At 30.1% G+C, this 20,733-nt stretch carries 16 protein-coding genes and 1 pseudogene; 2 read left to right on the forward strand and 15 right to left on the reverse strand.

Features of this window, described 5'->3' with window-relative positions; genetic code table 11:
• Positions 1–4: 4 nt before the first annotated feature.
• The gene (locus B5X47_RS10455; RefSeq protein WP_079590093.1) at positions 5–1,288 is read right to left on the reverse strand and encodes a methionine gamma-lyase family protein; all 1,284 of its coding nucleotides are present in this window, start codon (positions 1,286–1,288) and stop codon (positions 5–7) included.
• A gap of 172 nt (positions 1,289–1,460) precedes the next feature.
• On the opposite strand from B5X47_RS10455, the gene B5X47_RS10460 reads away from it, so the two are divergent.
• The gene (locus B5X47_RS10460; protein ID WP_013361445.1) at positions 1,461–2,465 is read left to right on the forward strand and encodes a tyrosine-type recombinase/integrase; all 1,005 of its coding nucleotides are present in this window, start codon (positions 1,461–1,463) and stop codon (positions 2,463–2,465) included.
• An 82-nt stretch (positions 2,466–2,547) separates the two neighbouring features.
• Here B5X47_RS10460 and hfq read toward each other — a convergent pair whose 3' ends face one another.
• The 12 genes and pseudogenes from hfq to B5X47_RS10520 all read right to left on the reverse strand — a co-directional run.
• Positions 2,548–2,781: an RNA chaperone Hfq gene (gene hfq / locus B5X47_RS10465; protein ID WP_079590094.1), complete on the reverse strand. Its 234-nt coding sequence runs from the start codon at positions 2,779–2,781 to the stop codon at positions 2,548–2,550.
• 51 nt (positions 2,782–2,832) lie between these two features.
• Complete coding sequence (miaA, locus tag B5X47_RS10470) at positions 2,833–3,759, reverse strand: tRNA (adenosine(37)-N6)-dimethylallyltransferase MiaA (protein WP_079590095.1); 927 nt, start codon at positions 3,757–3,759, stop codon at positions 2,833–2,835.
• 10 nt (positions 3,760–3,769) lie between these two features.
• Positions 3,770–5,671 carry a DNA mismatch repair endonuclease MutL gene (gene mutL / locus B5X47_RS10475; protein ID WP_159446466.1) on the reverse strand — a complete coding sequence of 634 codons (1,902 nt, stop codon included), beginning with the start codon at positions 5,669–5,671 and terminating at the stop codon, positions 3,770–3,772.
• 6 nt (positions 5,672–5,677) lie between these two features.
• Positions 5,678–8,239 carry a DNA mismatch repair protein MutS gene (gene mutS, locus B5X47_RS10480; protein ID WP_079590097.1) on the reverse strand — a complete coding sequence of 854 codons (2,562 nt, stop codon included), beginning with the start codon at positions 8,237–8,239 and terminating at the stop codon, positions 5,678–5,680.
• A 33-nt stretch (positions 8,240–8,272) separates the two neighbouring features.
• Entirely contained in the window at positions 8,273–9,706 is a 1,434-nt protein-coding gene (miaB, locus tag B5X47_RS10485) for a tRNA (N6-isopentenyl adenosine(37)-C2)-methylthiotransferase MiaB (RefSeq protein ID WP_079590098.1), read from the reverse strand.
• Between the two features lie 33 nt (positions 9,707–9,739).
• Positions 9,740–10,135, reverse strand: a complete 396-nt coding sequence (locus B5X47_RS10490) for a universal stress protein (RefSeq protein ID WP_079590099.1) — start codon at positions 10,133–10,135, stop codon at positions 9,740–9,742.
• A gap of 128 nt (positions 10,136–10,263) precedes the next feature.
• A complete protein-coding gene (locus B5X47_RS10495; RefSeq protein WP_079590100.1) occupies positions 10,264–10,692 on the reverse strand; it encodes a GNAT family N-acetyltransferase in 429 nt (142 codons plus the stop codon).
• Positions 10,693–10,798: 106 nt separating this feature from the next.
• On the reverse strand, positions 10,799–10,987 hold the full coding sequence (locus tag B5X47_RS10500) for a CDIF630_02480 family spore surface protein (RefSeq protein ID WP_013361437.1): 189 nt from the start codon (positions 10,985–10,987) through the stop codon (positions 10,799–10,801).
• A gap of 95 nt (positions 10,988–11,082) precedes the next feature.
• Positions 11,083–12,426, reverse strand: a complete 1,344-nt coding sequence (locus B5X47_RS10505; protein ID WP_079590101.1) for a deoxyribodipyrimidine photo-lyase — start codon at positions 12,424–12,426, stop codon at positions 11,083–11,085.
• Between the two features lie 114 nt (positions 12,427–12,540).
• Positions 12,541–13,857: a pyridoxal phosphate-dependent aminotransferase gene (locus B5X47_RS10510; protein ID WP_013361435.1), complete on the reverse strand. Its 1,317-nt coding sequence runs from the start codon at positions 13,855–13,857 to the stop codon at positions 12,541–12,543.
• 240 nt (positions 13,858–14,097) lie between these two features.
• Positions 14,098–14,763: a PHP-associated domain-containing protein gene (locus tag B5X47_RS10515; protein WP_079590102.1), complete on the reverse strand. Its 666-nt coding sequence runs from the start codon at positions 14,761–14,763 to the stop codon at positions 14,098–14,100.
• A 132-nt stretch (positions 14,764–14,895) separates the two neighbouring features.
• Positions 14,896–15,213 (reverse strand): annotated as a pseudogene (locus B5X47_RS10520) (Spx/MgsR family RNA polymerase-binding regulatory protein); the annotation flags it as partial.
• A 337-nt stretch (positions 15,214–15,550) separates the two neighbouring features.
• Here B5X47_RS10520 and B5X47_RS10525 point away from each other — a divergent pair.
• Positions 15,551–16,924 carry an APC family permease gene (locus tag B5X47_RS10525; RefSeq protein ID WP_079590104.1) on the forward strand — a complete coding sequence of 458 codons (1,374 nt, stop codon included), beginning with the start codon at positions 15,551–15,553 and terminating at the stop codon, positions 16,922–16,924.
• Here B5X47_RS10525 and B5X47_RS10530 read toward each other — a convergent pair.
• Positions 16,916–18,172 carry a 4Fe-4S binding protein gene (locus B5X47_RS10530; protein ID WP_079590105.1) on the reverse strand — a complete coding sequence of 419 codons (1,257 nt, stop codon included), beginning with the start codon at positions 18,170–18,172 and terminating at the stop codon, positions 16,916–16,918. The genes B5X47_RS10525 and B5X47_RS10530 overlap by 9 nt on opposite strands.
• Before the next feature lie 191 nt (positions 18,173–18,363).
• Positions 18,364–20,730 carry a glycogen/starch/alpha-glucan phosphorylase gene (locus tag B5X47_RS10535; protein WP_079590106.1) on the reverse strand — a complete coding sequence of 789 codons (2,367 nt, stop codon included), beginning with the start codon at positions 20,728–20,730 and terminating at the stop codon, positions 18,364–18,366.
• Positions 20,731–20,733 lie beyond the last annotated feature (3 nt).

Genomic DNA, 20,733 nt, shown 5'->3' on the forward strand with positions numbered 1-20,733 from the left:
CTAATCACTCCTTGATTTTTTTTATATTATTATAAGCCATTAAAGCTCCCAGCTTAGAATGTTCGTATGTAATTCCACCTTGAAAGTATACGGTAAAGGGTTCTTTTATAGGTGCATCAGCACTCAGTTCTATTGAAGAGCCTTGTATAAAAGCTCCAGCAGCCATAATCACCTTGCTGTCATAGCCAGGCATATCCCATGGTTCTGGTGTCACATATGAATCTACAGGTGCGGCAGCTTGTATTGCTTTGCAAAACTCTATTACCTCCAGTTCTGAATTCAGGCCAATTGCTTGTATTATATCGCTTCTTGCTTCATCGTACACTGGATAAACGTCATAGCTGCTATCTTGAAAAAGCTTGGAACAAAAAATTGCTCCTTTTAGGGCTGAATTTACAATACTTGGAGCCAAGAAAAGACCTTGTAGTGTCAATCTGTTGGTATTGAACGTAAGTCCACATTCTTTTCCTATGCTTGGGCAGGTCAATCTTTGGGAAGCGAGCTCCACATAGCTTTTTTTTCCTACTATATAGCCTCCGGTTATAGCTAAGCCTCCTCCTGGATTTTTTATTAAAGATCCAGCCATTATATCCACGCCGACATCGGTTGGTTCACGAGTCTCTATAAACTCTCCGTAGCAATTGTCAAGCATAATTATAACTTTGTTATTGATTGATTTTATCAAGTTACATATTTCTTCTAATGTATTTATAGTAAGACTTTTTCTTCTGCTATATCCTTTTGATCTTTGGATATAAATCATTTTAATATCTGAATTAACTTTGAGGTGATTCACGATTGAATTTTTGTCAAAATCACCACTAGGAAGCAAATCTATTTGCTCATATTTTATGTTATAGCTTTTTAGAGACAGAGGATGATTGGTTATTCCTATTACCTCATCTAAAGTATCGTACGGTTTCCCTGATATGGAAAGCATTGTATCGCCAGGCATAAGTAGAGATTGTAGACAAGTTGATAAAGCGTGAGTTCCATTTACTAATGTAGGTCTTACTAAAGCATCTTCAGTATTAAATACATTGGCATATATTTCTTCTATTTTTTCTCTTCCTGCATCATTGTAACCATAGCCTGTGGAAGGATTAAAGTGGGAATCGCTTAGTTTTGCATCCTGCATTGCTTTTAAAACTTTTAATTGGTTAATTTCTTTAATTTTATCTAACTCGGAATAAATTTTAGAAAGACTTTTTTCTATTGATGAAGCTTGATTAATTAAGTCATTCGAAATTCCAAAATAGCTATAATAATTATTCGATGATGTATACATTGTGCCCTCCTATATAAGTAATGATTTTAGTATTAAATGTATGAAATTGCAATAAATTTTTTGAAGGAAATCGATATCAGAATGAAAGTTTTCTTTTTAGTGTAATTATGATATAATAAATTCAAAATTAGTTCGCATAATACATATTATGCGAACTAAACTGGAGGGTTACATGGATAAAAATTTTCTGATACAAATTAATAACAAAATAGATAAAGAAATACCAAATGCTTTTAAAATGTATGTAAAGCTGTTCACGAATGCTCTTATTTCATCAGGAAAAAGCAACAACACTGTAGTTTCTTATTATTTAGATATAAAAACTTTTTTTGATTACTGTAGCATAAGCGAAATCCTTTCGCAAGAAATCACAGATATAAGGCCAATACATATAAATTCATATTATACTCATCTCGTTTCTGTTAGAGACAATAATTCAATTTCAATAAAAAGAAAAAAATATGTCATGAAATTGTTTTTTGATTTTTTAGAGGAACAAAATGAGATTAATAAAAATCCGATACCTAAAGATAGCGTTATAAAAGCAAAAATTAAAAATCCATATAAAGCGCCTACTTATTTAGAAATTGAAGAAATAAAAAAAATAAATAAAGCAATATTAGATACCAATAAAAATGAATTTACAAAAATAAGAAACTTATTCATATTCAATCTTTTAATCCACACAGGACTAAGAATAAACGAAGCTCTAAATTTAGATTTAAGCGATTTTGAACAAGGTATAAATACTAATCGTCTCTATGTAAAAGGTAAGGGCGAAAAAGAAAGATATTTGCCAATAGAGCTAAATTCCACTTTTTTTCAAATATACGAAGAAGGATTTGTTTATAATTTTGCAGAAAGATATTTTACGTTAAGAAATAAAACTAAAACTTCTAATTGTGCGCTGTTTATCTCTAAAAGAGGAGATAGATTAACAAGTCGTTATGTACAAAAAAATTTACAGGAATTAAGATTAAGTGCTAATTTAAATAAAAATGTAACTCCTCATAAGCTCAGACATACTTTTGCTACCCACTTATTAAAAAATGGCACAAACATAAGATTGGTTCAAGAATTGCTAGGTCATAGCTCTATATCTACAACCCAAATCTACACACATTCAAACTCTAAAGACTTAGATGAGGCTATAAAAAAATTCACAATAAAATACTAGGCATCTTCCTAGTATTTTATTGTGAATAAATTGAAGTCTCAATTATGTGAAGCTTTTTCAGTTAATTATAAAGCAAGTGAACTTATTCTTCATCTCCTACTTTGAAAGTAAGGACTTTAGCTGGGATTATAGTAGATACAGCATGTTTATATACTAGATTTTGCTTGCTATCTGAGTCTAGCAAGATTACGTAATTGTCAAAACCCTTTATAGTTCCTTTGATTTGAACTCCATTAACCAAGAATATTGTTAGAAATATTTTTTCCTTCCTTGCTTGATTTAAAAGTTGATCTTGAAGATTTATTGAATTTTTCAAAATTAGCCCTCCCTGAAATTTTATTTTATATTTTATTATGTTAATACCTCATTACGATTTATTATAATCATTAAGAATCTCCTCTGTCAATTTTTCAATATCTTGCGACCCTACGTCAAGCCATTTCGCATCTTTATATTTTTTAAACCAAGTAAATTGTCTTTTAGCATATCTACGGCTATCTCTTTTTATTAAATCAACAGCATCATCAAGTGATAAATCATTAGTTAAATATGAGATGATTTGTCTATAGCCTATCGCCTTCATAGATTGATGCTGGTTAGTCAAGCCTTTCGAAAGCAAATCTTTTACTTCATCGACTAATCCATTATTTATCATGGTATCCACACGTGAGTTTATTCTATTATAAAGTATTGATCTTTCGAGAGATAAAATATAGATTTTACTATCATACTTAGAATATTTACTTTGAGCATTTTCAAAATTTGAAAAGTCATCTTTAGAATCTAATATTTCTAAAGCACGTATAACTCTTTTAGTATTATTAGGATGAATTGAATTAGCAGCCTCAGGATTTTTTTTAGCTAAAATAGAATATAAATATTCAGATCCTTGTTCCAAGAGAATAGTATTATATTGATTTCTTATTCCTGAATCTGGAGCTGAATTATTAAAATCCATTTCGAATACTATAGAATTTATATATAACCCAGTGCCACCTACTACTATAGGTACTTTACCTCTAGAAAGAATGTCTTCAATTTTTTCTCTAGCAAGTTTAGCATAATCAGCTACAGTGAAATCGTCTTGTGGAGATACAATATCGATCATATGGTGAGTTATTCCAGATGATTCAGAAGCAGTGACTTTAGCTGTTCCAATATCCATCTGCTTATAGATTTGCATAGAATCAGCCGATATGATTTCTCCGTTAATTCTTTTCGCTAAAGATACAGAAAGTGCTGTTTTTCCTACAGCAGTAGGTCCAGCTATAATTATTATTTTTTTATTTTTCATATTTACCTCATTATACAATTCTTTTAAACATTTTCTCGAGCTCGTATTTACTAAGTTCTATAGTTATAGGTCTTCCGTGTGGGCAAGAGTACTTATTTTCACAAGAATCTAAATCACTTAGTATTTGAGATATCTCAAGGCTAAGCAATTTATCATTTGCTTTTATTGCTGACTTGCATGCTTTAGATGCAATTTTTTCTTTTAGTTCATCAGATAGATATATTTGTTTTGAAAAATTATTAATAAGCTCATTAGCTAAATTTATTGCTTCATTTTGATTAAAAATATTTGGAATGGCTCTAATAACCAATGATTCTTGAGAAAATGGCTCTGCATTAAAGCCGTAATCATTAAGCAAATCAATTATATCATGAATATAAACTGAAACATCAAACGATATATTGATAGAAATTGGTATTAATAGATTTTGAGAGGATATTTTATCATTCTTGTAGGAGTTGAGATATTTTTCGTATAATATTCTCTCATGAGCAGCATGCTGGTCAATCACATATAGAGCTTCATTGTATTGTGTAATAATATATGAATTTATAAAAACACCAATAACGCTAAGATCTTTATAATTAAACTGATGGTTAGAATTAGAAGTAGTATTTAGATTAGTTTTATTGTAGCTAGGTTTTGAGCTTAAATCATAGTTATTATTTGGATTTTCATTAATAAAAAGATTGTTTTCGGCATTGGGTTTAGTATTTATTATGAAGTTTTCTAAAGCATGAGATTTATCGTTTGTTGGCATAGACTCTAATGCATAATTATTAGAAGCTGGCTTCTTTACAGCATCTTGAGAGAACAGATTAGTCTCATTTATGAATAAATCAAAATTTATATTTTGAGGTTCGTCTTTTTTAACTTTATCATATTTTGAACTTAGATTTGATTTAGGAATCATTATAGATTCTGATAGCTTTGATTTAATATAATTAGATAAAGTGTCTTTAAGCTTATTTTCGTTAGAAAACTTAACCTCTAATTTGTTTGGATGGATATTAACATCAATAAGGGCAGGATCTACGTTTAAATTAATTAAAAAAATCGGGAATCTATTTATAGTTATAAACTGACTATAAGCTTCTTCAACTACGGAAGTTATGAGCTTGCTTTTTACAACTCGTTTATTTACAAAGATATACTGATTTTTTCTATTATGTGACATAATAGAATTATCACCTAAGAAACCCTCAATACCATAGTCACCTATGTATTCGATTGGAAGTTCTTTGATAGATTTATCGTAGGCGTTATTATAAATATTATTCATAGACTCTGAAAAGGTTAAATTACTAGCCGTTATTAACATAACTTTATTATTGTTTATATATTTGAATTTTACAGAGTTATTAATAAGTGCTAGTCTCTCTACAATGTCATTAATTTTTGACGTTTCTGCTTGGTTGCTCTTTAGAAAATTTTTTCTAGCAGGAGTATTATATAGCAAATCTTCAATTATAATAGTCGTACCATCTTTTGCTCCAACTTTTTCCTTTTTTTCGATTATACCACCTGTAATAATCAATGAGGTTCCTAAAAATGCTTCTTTGGTTTTAGTTGTAATCGATACTCTTGAAACTGCAGCTATACTTGCTAAAGCTTCTCCTCTAAATCCATTAGTATACAAATTGCAAAAATCAGTAAAAGATGTAATTTTACTTGTAGTATGTCTTTTGAAAGCGAGCTCAACATCAGCTTCGTCGATTCCAAATCCATCATCAGTTACACGGATATAAGATTTTCCACCATCTCGAATTTCTAAAACTATACTTGTAGCCTTTGCGTCAATTGAATTTTCTATAAGCTCTTTTACTATTGAGGCAGGACTTTCAACAACTTCCCCAGCTGCTATTAAACTAATAGTTTTGTCATCTAACTGTTTTATTTGATTTTTGTTCATCATACATCATCCTAACTTATTTTTTAAATTATTAAGTATAGTAAGAGCTTCAAGTGGAGTTGTATTATTTAAATCCAATGTTTTTATTTCTGAAATGATATTATCATAAAAATACTGCTCTAACGATAACTGATGATTTTCTACCTCAGAGCTTTTCTTAGTAGATTGAATTTTAGGTTTATAAACTGAAACGTTTGATTCTAAGCTTTCTAGCGTATCTTGCGCTAAATCAATTATTTGTGAAGGTAAGTTGGCTAACATAGCAACGTGAATGCCGTAGCTTTTATCAGCTTTGCCTTTTACTATTTTTCTTAGGAAATTTACATTGTCATTTACTTCTTCTACAAGCATAGAGTAATTTTGGATATTTTTTGATGAGTCTTCGAGTGATGTTATTTCGTGGTAATGTGTTGAAACTAAAGTTTTGGCTTTTATTTGATCTTCTATATATTTGATTACTGCAAAAGCTATACTCATACCATCGTATGTGCTAGTCCCTCTTCCTATCTCATCTAAAATAATAAAACTGTTAGAAGAAGCATTTTGAAGAATATTTGCAACCTCTATCATTTCAACCATAAAAGTACTTTGTCCCTGAGATAAATCATCGCTAGCTCCGATTCGAGTGAAAATCCTATCTATTAAACAAATTTCAGCTTTAGAACATGGTACAAAGCTACCGATATGAGCGAGCAGAACAATTATAGCTACCTGTCTCATATAAGTTGACTTTCCGGCCATATTTGGACCAGTAATTATTTGAATTATTCCATCTTCGATGGTTGTGTCGTTAGGGACAAACATATAATCAGATGTCATTTTTTCTATAACAGGATGTCTTCCGTTTTCTAATTTAATATATCCCTTATTATTAATTTCTGGTCTTACAAAGTTATTATTATTAGCTACAGTTGCTAAAGATTGATAACAATCTAAAATAGCAACTACCTTTGAAGCTGATAGTAGATTGTTTATATGGTTCTTTAGCTCCATTTTTATATTTTCAAAAATATGCTTTTCAAGTGAATCTGCTTTATCTTTAGCTGTAAGTATTTTCTCTTCCAATAATTTTAATTCCTCACTTATAAAGCGTTCTCCGTTTGTAAGTGTTTGTTTGCGAATATAATCTGAAGGTATATCAAAATTCTTTAAATTAGCATGGGTTATTTCTATATAATAGCCGAAAACTTTGTTATAGCCTATTTTTAATGTTTTAATCCCAGTTCTAAGTTTTTCTCTTTGTTCTACACCTAAAATCATTTCGGCGGAGTGGTCAATTAAATTTCTAAGTTCAGATAATTCGTCATTAAAAGAAGATTTAATTATATATTTTTCTTTAGAATTAAAGTCCTTATTTATTATAGATGAATCAATTAGCTCAAAAACATACTCCAAATCTGGAATCTTTAAATAAAAATCTCTTAATAGCTCAAATTCGCTCATAGCCATAAATTTTTTTAATTCGATTATCATTGAAGTAGACTCTTTTAACCTAAGTATGTCGTCAGTTTTAATAGAATCATACGATAATTTCTGGCATATTCTTTCTAAGTCAGAAATATGATTTAAAATATTTCTCATTTTTAATGTAAAGTCAGTGTTCTGAAAGAACAAATCAATATAGTTTAAACGAGCGTTAATAAGAGTCTCATTCTTAAGCGGATACAATAACCAATTTTTTAGCATTCTAGCTCCCATGGCTGTTTTTGTATCATCTAACACCCAAAATAAGGAACCTTTCTTTTTTGAACGTCTAATAGTCTCTATTATTTCAAGATTTTTTAAAGTAAAATGATCTATAATTAAGGCCTCGCCATTATCCTTTTTAGTCATGTTTAGATTAATAGATTTTTGAGTATGGTTGATATATCTAAATATTTTATATAGAGAAAGAGATATATTAGTATCAAGCTTATTATTGAGTAACCAGCTTTCATCTATGAGCTCTTCTGAAATATTCATAATAATATTATTTTCGGAAATATATGAGTTTATTAATTTAATATTTTTGTCTAAATCAGAATCTAGAATCTCTTTGCTACTTGCATTTGTTATAATTTCACTTGGATTTATTTTGAAAAATAAATCGCTTAATTCACTTTTGTTAATAACTGTAGTACTTAGTTCGCCAGTAGAAATATCTATATATGAAATATCAACATTAGTATTATTGATTAAAAATGATAATAGGTAATTGTTTTTTTCTCTATCTATAATATCCTCATCTATTATAGTTCCCGGAGTCACTATTTTAACAACTTCTCTTTTAACAATCCCTTTTGCTTGAGAAGGATCTTCTACTTGTTCACAAACAGCAACTTTTTTACCAGCTAGTATTAGTTTTTGAATATATCCTTGAGAGCTATGATAAGGGATTCCACACATAGGAGCTCTTTCTTTCAAACCACAAGCTTTGCCTGTGAGGGTTATATCTAGTATTTCGGATGCTGTTACTGCATCCTCAAAGAACATTTCATAAAAATCTCCAAGTCTAAAAAATAAAATACAATCCTTATGGTTTTCTTTTATTTCAAGATATTGCCTCATCATAGGAGTAAGCTTTTCCAAGAATATCACCTCTAATCTATTTAAAATAGCACTCTAATCGAGTGCTATTCCATTTAAAGAAAAAGACTTTGTCTCAGTAACCTTTACATTTACTAAAGATCCAATCATAGACTCATCGCCTATAAAATTAACTAATTTATTTTGTCTTGTTCTACCCATCAATCGGGTTTTATCTTTTTTGCTGAAGCCCTCTACTAAAACCTCAACGATTTCGTCCATATATTTGGAATTTTTTAATTCAGCTATCTCGTTTGCTTTAGAAAGAAGTCTATTAAATCTATCTTTTTTTACGGATTCATCAATGTGATTGTCCATATTTTCTGCAACAGTACCTTTTCTAACAGAGTAAATGAACATAAAAGCAGAATCGTATTGAACTTTTTCCAATACGTCTAAAGTATCTAAAAAATCTTCCTCAGTTTCGCCAGGAAAGCCTACCATAATATCTGTAGTTAGAGCTACATTTGGAACTTTAGTTTTAATCTTATTAATTAGCTCAATATATTGATCTTTTGTATAGTGTCTATTCATTTTTTTGAGCACAGCTGTACTGCCAGACTGAACAGGAAGATGTATACTTTCGCAAACTTTATCGAGATTTGCAACAGCATCTATGAGTTCTTCAGAAATATCTTTAGGATGTGATGTCATAAATCTTATACGCTCAATCCCTTGAATATCATTTAATATAGTAAGTAACTTAGCAAAAGAAACCTTGTTATCAAAATCATTGCCATATGAATTAACGTTTTGGCCGAGTAAAGTAATTTCCTTTACACCGTTTCTTGCCAAATCTTTTACTTCATTAATAACATCTTCTGGATTTCTGCTTCTTTCTCTACCTCTAGTATATGGAACTATGCAATATGTACAGAAGTTATTACAGCCGTACATTATATTTACAAAAGCTTTTAAGTCATATCTTCTAGCGGAAGGCAATCCTTCAATTACATTTCCGTCTATATCCCAAACATCAATTAGTGTCTTTGAGTCTCCAGACAGATATTTCAAAAGCAGCTCTGGAAATTTATATAAATTATGAGTTCCAAAAACTAAACTAACATGAGGAAATCTTTTTTTAATTTCATCTACAACGTGATCTTGTTGCATCATACATCCGCACACAGCTATTATCAAATCTGGATTTTTTACCTTTAGTTTTTTTAAAGCGTGTAAATTGCCATAAACCTTTAATTCAGCATTTTCTCTTACAGCACAGGTATTGAATATAATTATATCAGCTTCTTCCATAGAATCAGCTAAATCTATGTTCATCATATCAAACATCCCAGCTAAATTTTCTGAATCGTGTTCATTCATTTGGCAGCCAAATGTTTGAATAAAATAAGATTGATATCTGCCGTTTTCTTTAAAGAAATCTTCGTTCATTTGTGATAACGAATTTATATTATATTGTTGCATTAGTATCTCATCTTGTGATATTTGTTTTGCTTTACTTCTTTGCATTAACTTCAATCTCCGTTCTAATACATTAATTATTTAATTTGATTTAAGTGGTACTACTTCTATTTGGGTTTTTGTTGCCCCTAACTCTTTTCTTAAATTAAAGATAACACTGTCCTTTTCATTTTGAAGTCTAGTTTCTCCTAAAATCATATAATCAATGTCATTTTCAATAGCAAATTTTGATAATGTTTTTAGAATATCATTAGATTTTAAAACAGTTACACTTGCACCGTATTTTTTTGATTCTTCAAAAATATATTCTAGTTCTTCAGCTGCTCTAGGATCTTCGATTACTTTTATATCTTTAGTTGCAACATGTAAAACAAAAATTTCTGTATCATTATCTTTAGTTAATTCAATTCCTTTTTTTATAAGTCTTTCGCAGGTTTTCTGTTCAGTAACACAAACCATAATTTTTTGCTTTATCATGATTTACTCCTTTGATAATAGTTCACATTTGATTATAACATAATAAAAGGACTAATACTAAATTAATCCTCTTTGCTATTTCTATTTATTTTATCCATAAGTAATACAAATAAATTATATCATATTAGTTAAATTTTATCTAGACAAAGCAACTTGAAGGCATCAGCTTCCTCTTTATAGCCCAGTTTCTTAAAAACGCACAATGAAGGTACATTATTTTCCCTAACTAAAGCAGTTGATAAAGTTATACCTTTATTTTTAAATTTTTTTATAACTAGTTCAAGCATATGTTTTGCTATACCTTGATTTTGATATTGCTTGCAAACTGCAATTAAATCTATCCAAACACCTGAATAGTGAGGATTTTGAACTTCAAGAAGCCCTATGTATCCTACTGGGACATCTTTTATATATTGAATATATATATTATAATGTGTGTTTTTTTTCAATCTCATAGAAAGCTCTTCTGCACTATAAGGTATATCGTTAAATGATTGTTCATCAATATATAGTAAATCACAAGACATTTGATGAGAGTGGTCATACTTTTTAAACATTATAAGGTTTGCCTCCTTTGTATTGTCTCTAAATCCCTATTTATTTAATAACAAAAAAACAGTGTAAATTATATCAATATATAATTTACACTAAAATTACATCAAATTATTTGATATTTTCATCATCTACCCATTCTTTTGCTTTTTCGACAGCTTCTTCTGTAGGTATATCTACATTAGTTTCTTTGATACGACACTTTATACTATCATACACATCTGTAGCAGGGGTTGTAGAGTCTGCAGTTTCATTTTCACAAATATCTGGATTTTTTTTGATTTTATCTTTATCTGACATAACTATTCCTCCTTATTATAATATAAATATTATATTAGCATCTAATTAAATAATTACCCTTATTTGATAAAATCAATCATTAATGAAATCGTAAATCATAATTTTAGATCTAAATATTTTTCCATGTTAAATTTTTTTATTAGACCTTTGTCATTCATATATCTTATCTTTCCAAAGATTTCTCTTTCTTTCCATGGTCTATCATGTTTACCATAGCACCATGCTATTCCAGCATATCCGTTTGCATCTCTTCCATCTATACTATATCTGTCATTTAAATAAAGAGCTTTTGAGAAAGCGTCATTTATAGTCAATGACCATTCAATTATTTTCTTCCCCCAGTACATCCTCATATATCCATGCATTTTTCCTGTAATAACCATTTCTTTTTGAGCTTTATTCCAAAACTCATCATGAGTTTTTGCATTTTCTAATTCTTCAAGCGAGTATAAATAGTCTTTTAAATCATTCTGATGAGATATTAAGGAATCATATGCCCAGCTTGGCAAAATTTTTTCAATATCACTATCATAATTTTTATTATAATATATATAGTTGATTGCAAGTTCTCTTCTTGTTATGAGCTCTTCAAGAAAATCTTTTTTAGATTTAATGTCACTTTTTATTATTTTAAGAGCTATATATAGTGGAGAAATTTGTCCGAAATGCAAATATGGACTTAAATTTGAAGAATAATTCATTCCAGGATGATTTTTTAGTTCAGAGTAATATTGAGCTTTATTTTCTATAAAATCTTTAAGATATTTTTCTGCTTCAACTGATCCACCCTTATAAATTGACTCATTAATACTTTTATCGATTTTCAAGCTATCAATAAATGAGTTTAAATCAGAGATATCCTCTGACTTAATAGGATAATCAATCGATGATTGCATTACTAGTCTAGAATTAAGCTCGATTAAATACTTGTCAATAATTTTATTAATTTTGGGACGAATGGTATAGGCTCCATATTCTTCTTTATTAGAAGTAACCTCCACAGGGATGATTACGTTGCTTTCCACACTGAGCATAGAGCAGTTTAATTGCTGTGCAATATTGGATTTCATAATAATCTCATGCTTTAAATAACCAAAATCAGTTATCAAAATTGATGCATTTTTAGATAGTTCATTTACTATAGGAAGAGCCTCACCTTTTCTAATTACCATTTTGATTTTACGAGATTTTAGCTGATTCATGACATCTTCTATACCTTCTAGCATGAAACGAAAATGACGAAAATTTGCTTTAGGAAAATCCTCCATTATAATAAAAAGAACTATAAGTGGAAGTTTAAGTTTATTTGAGTATTCAATTGAGTATTCCAGTGCATGATTATATTCAGATCTTTGCGATGCTTGCATCCAATATAAAACATAGTCTCCATTATTTATTTTCTTATGATTTAAGTTTTTTATTCGTTCATCGTGTATCATATTTTCAACTCCTAAAATTTAATAAGAGAGCTGTTTGATTTTTTTCATTAATTTCAAAAAAAGCTATATCCAAATCAGAAAAAAATCTGATGGATATAGCTTTAAATGGGTAAATTATCTTTGAGCTTCGAAGGCTCTTAATAGTTTTACAAATAATTCAGGAATCTTTGCCATGTTCTCAGGAGACTCAACAAAAGAAATTCTGAACTGTGTGCTTCCAGGGTTAACCTCCCCTGCTTTTATATCATAGAAGCCTTTCATTGGAGCTACAAGTAAAGTAGTTTCTACTCCATCAATATTAATTGAGCCTTCTTGAGCACAATATAATACGAAATCGATAGCATCAAATCCAGGTTTAACAACGTTTCTAACGTCAATAACTGAGTAGATAGAAGCGTCAGGGCTAGAAACTATAAGTCCTGGCTCTTGTTCTTTTAAACCATTATATACCATCATGATTTGTTTTTTGTAGTATTCACGTAATTCTGAACACCAAGCAGCAATTTGCTCCTTGCTTTCATGAGCTAGAGCAGCAAATATGTACTGTCCGATAACGTTTGCACAAAGATTAGCAGTATATTCTGCGATTGATCTATTATTGAACTCAGCGCTATCAGTTATTACAGCACCAATTCTAAGTCCGCAAGCATTCCAAACTTTTGAAGCTGTTTCTATACTGATTCTTCTTCCTTCGATTCCAGGAACATCAGCATCTGTTAATCCCCAGATACTTACTAGAGGCTTGTCTTCTTGATAATATAACTCGCGGTATGCTTCATCACTTACCATCCACATATTGTACTTAACACAAAGCTTAGCAAGATCTTTCATGTTTTCATAATCATATAGCTGGCCAGTTGGATTGTCATAAGGTATTACTAGTAGAGCTCCAGGATTATGCTTTTGAATCATTTCTTCGATTTCGCTTACTTCAGGAAGAGTGAACTTACCATTGTCTTCCATTTTACGCTTAATTGTTACGGTTTTTCTTCCAACTCTTTCTGCAAAAGAAATGTAGTTTGTATAAGCTGGGTCAATCATCATCAAAGGTTTTTCGTCAGTACCTGCAGGACCACAAGTTCCAATTAGAAGAAGCTCCATTCCTGAAGAACCTCCATCTGTAACCTGAACATGCAATTTGCTAGTATCAAAGCCTTCGCATTTTAATATGTTTTTAAAAGCATCTTGGCATTCTGGAAGTCCAGCTGTACCTGAATATCTAATAACTCCATTTGCAAAAGGACTATCTGGCGCGTTTAAATTAAACATTCTTTTTTGCATAGCAGGATTTGTAGGCAGAGAAACATTACCAATACCTACATTGATAACTGCTTGTGGCTTAACTTTTCTCTCATCGTATTTCATTTGTGCTAAACGTACATCTGATGGTGTTCTTGACTCAAAATGAGCCGATAAAACTGGCTTACTCATTTTTAATTGACTCCCCTCTTAGATAAGATTTTATTTAATTTAATTAATCTAGAACTATAAATATACCAAACTAGGTACATTCACCCTTATTTTAACACTATATATAACTTATTTCACTAGTTAATTCTCAAATATGTCTATAAAAAAATAATTATATACATTTTATAATTAAAAACTTCCATAAATGATGTCTAATGACAAAATTACGGAAGTTTTTTGTGTATAAATAGGTTTTTGTATTTAAATAGCTTTTTTATAAATAGGTTTATTATATAACATCTGATTTATATCTAAACTCTCATATTTATTGTTGGAATAAACAACTGGAGATACTCTTCCAGATTTTACAGCTTCTATAAAATCTTTTTCATCTCTGATATTACCAGGGATTAAAGTAGCATATTTTCCTATAGCATCTATTGTATGAGCATCACTAGCTCCTAGAGCTGGAATACTGAGTTCTGATGATAAGCCATATGCATATAGATTATGATGTGGGAATGTACTTCCATTAAATGCCTCAATTCCTGATAAACCCTGTACATTTTCTATAAATTTTCCCATTCCTCTATTATTATGTCTAAATGGATGAGCACTTATAGCAACTCCTCCAGCTTTTAATGTAAGATCAATAAGCTGTTGAGCATGAATCTTTTCTTTTGGTAAATCATCTAACCCAAAAACAGTTATGTCTCCCTCATGCGTTAGTACTTCTGCACCTACTAGGATTAGAAATCCTGACTGCTTTGAAAATTGATGAGCAAAATCCTTAATTTCATTGCTTTCATGATCTGTAATACAAACGCCATCTAAGCCCATTGATTTAGATTTCTTAACTATATCTTCTAATGATAAAAAACTATCGGATGAATAAGTTTTTTCATGCATATGTGTGTCTATAATCATATGAATTCTCCTAATTGTAAATATAATCTAAAATTAAACTCTATAATAATAATATATTTAAAACTAAGAGTAATCCAATAGATTTGTTTTATATATTATATAAAGATAATCTATAGGTTAACATAACTTATATTATGTTTCGCTTAAAAAAGAAAACCATTCGTTTTCTTTAAAACCAACCTTAATTTTATCTTTATAAACTAGAAAAGGTCTTTTTAATAACATTCCATCTGAAGCAAGAAGTTCAAGCTTCTCATCAATTGTCATTTTATCAATTTTATCTTTTAAATTTAGGTCTTTATAAACATTTCCAGAAGTATTAAAAAGCTTCTTAATATCTATATCACTATTGCCATACCAGCTTGCTAATTCTAGCTTACTAGGATTTTCAGTTTTAATATCTCTATATAAATATGTGTATTGATTTTCTTTAAGCCATGCCTCGGCTTTTTTACATGTTGTTCATTTAGGATAGCAAATTAATATCATATAACTCTCTCCTTCTTTTTTCTTTTAAGTATAACACGATTACGTATATATAATTATATATAAGAAACTATTTTGAATAGGATAATAGTCTAAACGCAAAATATATTTGATTTATATAAGTTAATTTTAGTGTTTTGTTAGCTTGTAGATATCTAGGCTAATAATATATAATTGTATAAAATGATTAAATATTCTGTAATTTAATTTTATGAAGCTTGAATAATTCATTTATATGATTTACGAGAAAACAAATAGTATAATTTTATGATACAAATATATTCTATTGGGGGGAAAGTAAATGAATGAAGGTAATCATAATTTTGAAAGAGTTTTGTCAAAAAAAGACATAATCGCATTGGCTTTTGGAGCTATGATTGGGTGGGGATGGGTAGTACTCACTGGAGAATGGATAATGATGGCCGGAACACTAGGTGCAATACTGGGGTTTGTATTTGGTGGAATAATGGTGTTGTTTGTTGGCTTAATTTATGCAGAGCTAACTTCTGCTATGCCGCAGTGCGGAGGAGAACATGTTTTTAGCTATAGAGCTTTGGGCGAAAAAGCTTCATTTTTTTGCACCTGGGCAATTGTTTTAGGATATATTTCAGTAGTAGCATTTGAGGCAGTAGCTTTTCCTACTGTTATTGAATATTTATTTCCCGCGTATCTAAAGGGATATATGTATTCAGTTGCTTCCTATGACATATACTTTACTTGGGTTATTGTTGGCTCAGTTAGTTCAATTATTATAACATTTGTAAATTACATAGGCGTGAAGCCTGCAGCATTTTTTCAAGGAATAGCTACAATTATGATTTTAATAGTAGGATTAATGCTTTTTACAGGAGCAATATTTAGTGGACACTCAGGAAATATTACTCCTTTATTTTCCAATGGTAAAAGCGGAATATTAGCAGTAACTTTAATGACACCTTTTTTATATGTTGGATTTGATGTTATTCCTCAGGCAGCAGAGGAAATTAATGTCCCCTTTAATACCATTGGAAAAATTATAATATTATCTCTAGTTATGGCTATAGCTTGGTATACAATGATGATTTATAGCACTTCGGTTGGCTTATCTTATGAAGAATTATCACAATCAAAGCTTGCTACTGCAGATGCAATGAAAAATATTTACAACAGTCCTATCGCTTCAAAAATAATTATTATAGGAGGAATTGGAGGTATTTTGACAAGCTGGAACTCTTTCTTTGTAGGTGGAAGCAGAGCAATATATGCGATGGCAGAATCAAAAATGTTACCTAGTTTTTTAGCTAAATTTCATCCAAAGTACAAAACACCAGTTAATGCAATTTTACTTATAGGTTTAATCTCCACATTATCGCCGCTTTTAGGCAGAAGAATGCTTGTTTGGCTTACAAATGCAGGATCTCTAGGAATAGTAAACTCATATCTAATGGTATCAATCTCATTTTTAGTATTAAGAAGAAAAGAACCTAATCTAGATCGTCCTTATAAAGTGAAATATTATAAGCTTGTAGGAATAATGGCAATTATACTATGTTCTGCTATGATAATTTTATACTTGCCAGGCCAGCCATCATCACTAATTATGGCAGAATGGGCCATAGTAATCGGGTGGATAATCTTTGGAATTATACTATATACTTATACTAAATTCAAAAATCGTAAAGCAAATTTATCCTAATTTTTCGATTAATCTAGCCAAATATTTAGACTGAAAAGTTTCGCTCACTAAAAGCTGGTTAACAAGAGGTAATTTAAGAAAAGCTCCAGTAAATGCAGCCATGAACTTATGGCTAAGCATAGCCTGATTATCAAAAATAAGGTTATGTAAAGTATTAGTTTCAATTGCTTCTAATACTAGCTTATGGACAGTGTTTACTGGGGTAAAAATTTTAACATCTCTCTTGCTCATTTCTATTGCATTAATGGGGCATACTCTTTGGCACACTCCACATCCGAGGCAAAGCTCAGAATTTAGCACTACTTTATCTTTGTCATTAAAAACCTTAATTTCAAAGCATCCAACTGGACACACCGATACACATTTTTTACAGCTAATGCAGTTATCTAACTGATTTGCAATAAAGTTTGACGAAGATATTGTTTGAGGAATTCCCATTTTTTTAACACTTTTTAGTGCTACACAGCAACAAGAGCAACAGTTACAAATAAAACCTACATCGTCCTTAACGTTTTCAGCAAATTGAATTAGATTATTATTATAAGCTGTTTTTAGTATTGAGAGAGCTTCATCATGATCTATAAGTCTTGCATACCCGTGCTTCGCTAAAGAAACAGACAAGTTGTTTAGAGATAGACACACCTCCTGTGGAGCATTACAATGCTGATTAAGGTGTTCAGCTTTATGTCTACAGTAACATCTGCTTACACCTATGCTTGTAGCATTGTTTAGAAGGCTAGTCGCCTTTTCATAATCTAGAACATAAACCTCATCAGTCTTATTAATAGCTTCTTCATTTATAAGAATTCTGCCTATAGGGGTCTTTAATGATAAGAGCTTTCTCATAAACTCTTCTTCAGTTTCGATATATTGATAAAATAACTCGCTTAATAATTTTTGATTAAAATGTCCTCCAGTTCTCATAAGAGCAAACTCAAAAAAACCTATCATAGGTGGTGGCATAACATACATTTGTTTTTTATTGTCATTCATATCTAATAATAAGGCTTTGCTTGCCAGATTTTCAAGAATTAATAAAGTTTCGTCCTGAGATTTATTCCAGATTGTCGATGCCATTTTTACATCAAAGGGTTTAATAGGCAGCATAGAAACTAATTGAGCTTCTTCCTCTGTAAAAAAGACTTTCAATATCTCATATAGAGTTTCAGACTCAGGGGCTCCTTGTGGAAACTTATTATATCTATCAATTAAGCTTTTATAGCCAGATTTTCCTGTTAAGTGCGCCATTATACGTAATCCGCCTTTCATAATAAAGGTGCTATAGCTAATAATATGTTATTCTAATCTTTTTATTATATTAATGCAATCATAAGAGGAATAAATTTTATTAATTAGAAAGACCACTTTTAGATTAACATCCATCAAGTGGTCTACTTATAATTTTTTAAAATATTCAGGTTTAATAAAAAAATTGAAGCTTATACATGCCAAATTTCCTTAGCATAGTCTTGTATAGTTCTATCAGAACTGAACTTGCCTGCATTACACATATTAATATAACATTTTTTTCTAAACTCATATTTGGATGAAAAATCACTATTTACTTTAATTCTTGTCTCTACATATGACATAAAATCATGTAGTAGGTAGTAGTGGTCAGCCGTATGCCAACTAGCACCTTTTAATATAGAATCGTAGAGCTCCTTAAAGCCTTTAGTTTTACAGTCTTTAAGGGTACCATCTATAAGCATATCTAATACTGCTTTAACTTTAGGATTTGATTTATAAATGTCTATAGGACTATATGATTTAGAAATGCTACTTATTTCATCAACAGTTGCTCCAAAAATGTAATTGTTTTCCCTGCCTGCTTCTTGGACGATTTCGACATTTGCACCATCCAATGTTCCTAGTGTAACTGCACCATTAAGCATAAATTTCATATTTCCAGTTCCACTAGCCTCTGTTCCTGCTGTTGATATTTGCTCAGAAATATCAGCTGCAGCAACTAATTTTTCAGCATAGGATACATTATAGTTGCTAACAAAAACAACTTTGATTTTTGAACTTACTAGCGGGTCATTATCAATGAGATTGCCAACTTCATTAATTAATTTGATTATACTTTTAGCTCTCTTATATCCTGGAGCTGCTTTAGCTCCAAAAATAAAGGTTGTTTTATTAAAGTTATTCAAATTACCTGATTTAATTTCATTGTACATATATAAAATCGTTAAAATATTTAGCAATTGTCTTTTGTATTCGTGTAGCCTTTTAATTTGAATATCATAAATACTTTGAGGGTCAATTGCAATACCTTCTTTTCTAAAAATATAGTCAGCTAATTGGTGTTTCTTTATTTGCTTAATATTTGAAAACTCTTCAATAATAGAAGTGCTCTTAGAAAGCGGTTCTAATTTCTTTAAATCAGATAAGTTTGTTATCCAGTTTTCATTTCCAAGATTATTACTAATAAAGGAAGATAATTCTCTATTACATAATGCTAGCCATCTGCGTTGAGTTATTCCGTTTGTTTTATTTTGAAACTTGGAAGGATATAATTGATAGAAGTCTTTTAGTACATCACTTTTTATTATATCTGTGTGAATTTGAGCCACTCCATTTACATAGCTAGAACCGTAAATAGCCATATGAGCCATATGAAGTGTATTTTTATTTATTATTTTTGTTCTATTAGATAAAGCTTTACTAATAATTTTATTTTTTACTAAATCCTTTTTTTCTTCTTCAAAATTATTGTGAATTTGTTTTATAATTTCATAGATTCTTGGAAGGAGTTCTTTTATTAAGCCGATATCCCATTTTTCTAATGCCTCTTGCATTATTGTATGATTTGTATATGCAAAGGTTTTTTTACAAATATCAAGCGCAGATTCAAAACTAAGTTTTTCCTCATCAACTAAAAGCCTTATAAGCTCAGGAATTGCAATTGTAGGATGAGTGTCATTAAGCTGGATTACGTTATACTTAGCAAAATCTAATAAATCCTCAGAATGATTTCTTTTAAACTTTCTAATTAAATCCTGTAGTGAAGCACTACTGAAAAAGTATTGCTGTCTAAATCTTAATTTTTTTCCATCTAAAGTATCATCGTTTGGATACAAGACTCTAGAAATATCCTCAGCTTTATTTTTTTCTTTTACAGCCAAATCATAGTTTTGGTCATTAAATAAATTAAAATCAAATTCATTGACTGGCTCAGCTTGCCAAAGCCTTAGGGTAGAAATATTATTTCCCTTATACCCTATAATAGGTATATCATAGGGAACAGCAATAACGTTTTGGTCACTAAACTTTACTAACACTGAGTCTTCATATTTTCTTAATGACCATGGATCACCATATTTTGACCAATCATCAGCTTTTTCAATTTGAAATCCATCTTGAAATTCTTGTTTAAATAATCCAAACTTATATCTTATTCCATATCCGTCTAAAGGAATATCCATAGTTGCAGCACTTTCAATAAAGCAAGCAGCAAGTCTACCAAGCCCCCCGTTACCTAGAGCAGCATCTTCAATCTCTTCTAAAATTCCAAAATCAACATTAAGATCTTTTAGTTTATTGTTTATTTCATCAAGGATCCCTAAATTTAACAAGTTATTTTGAATTGAACGGCCAATTAAAAACTCGGCAGAAAAATAATATGCTTTTCTATTTTTATCACTCATTATTTTTAATTCCTGCCACTTGCCGCCTATTTCTTCCCTTATTGACTCTGAAAGTGAATTGTGAAGCTGCCAAGCAAGGGCGTTTGAAAGCTCTTTTCCGTATTCAATTTTACATTTATCTTGTGCTGATTTAATCACTTTATTTATATCCATATA

Source organism: Acetoanaerobium noterae (assembly GCF_900168025.1).
Classification (GTDB): Bacteria; Bacillota; Clostridia; order Peptostreptococcales; family Filifactoraceae; genus Acetoanaerobium; species Acetoanaerobium noterae.

Coding starts and splice junctions, on each gene's coding strand:
- B5X47_RS10455 (WP_079590093.1), bottom strand. CDS start 1,288: ATGTATACATCATCGAATAATTATTATAGCTATTTTGGAATTTCGAAT.
- B5X47_RS10460 (WP_013361445.1), top strand. CDS start 1,461: ATGGATAAAAATTTTCTGATACAAATTAATAACAAAATAGATAAAGAA.
- miaA (WP_079590095.1), bottom strand. CDS start 3,759: ATGAAAAATAAAAAAATAATAATTATAGCTGGACCTACTGCTGTAGGA.
- mutL (WP_159446466.1), bottom strand. CDS start 5,671: ATGAACAAAAATCAAATAAAACAGTTAGATGACAAAACTATTAGTTTA.
- miaB (WP_079590098.1), bottom strand. CDS start 9,706: ATGCAAAGAAGTAAAGCAAAACAAATATCACAAGATGAGATACTAATG.
- B5X47_RS10490 (WP_079590099.1), bottom strand. CDS start 10,135: ATGATAAAGCAAAAAATTATGGTTTGTGTTACTGAACAGAAAACCTGC.
- B5X47_RS10495 (WP_079590100.1), bottom strand. CDS start 10,692: ATGTTTAAAAAGTATGACCACTCTCATCAAATGTCTTGTGATTTACTA.
- B5X47_RS10500 (WP_013361437.1), bottom strand. CDS start 10,987: ATGTCAGATAAAGATAAAATCAAAAAAAATCCAGATATTTGTGAAAAT.
- B5X47_RS10505 (WP_079590101.1), bottom strand. CDS start 12,426: ATGATACACGATGAACGAATAAAAAACTTAAATCATAAGAAAATAAAT.
- B5X47_RS10510 (WP_013361435.1), bottom strand. CDS start 13,857: ATGAGTAAGCCAGTTTTATCGGCTCATTTTGAGTCAAGAACACCATCA.
- B5X47_RS10515 (WP_079590102.1), bottom strand. CDS start 14,763: ATGATTATAGACACACATATGCATGAAAAAACTTATTCATCCGATAGT.
- B5X47_RS10525 (WP_079590104.1), top strand. CDS start 15,551: ATGAATGAAGGTAATCATAATTTTGAAAGAGTTTTGTCAAAAAAAGAC.
- B5X47_RS10530 (WP_079590105.1), bottom strand. CDS start 18,172: ATGGCGCACTTAACAGGAAAATCTGGCTATAAAAGCTTAATTGATAGA.
- B5X47_RS10535 (WP_079590106.1), bottom strand. CDS start 20,730: ATGGATATAAATAAAGTGATTAAATCAGCACAAGATAAATGTAAAATT.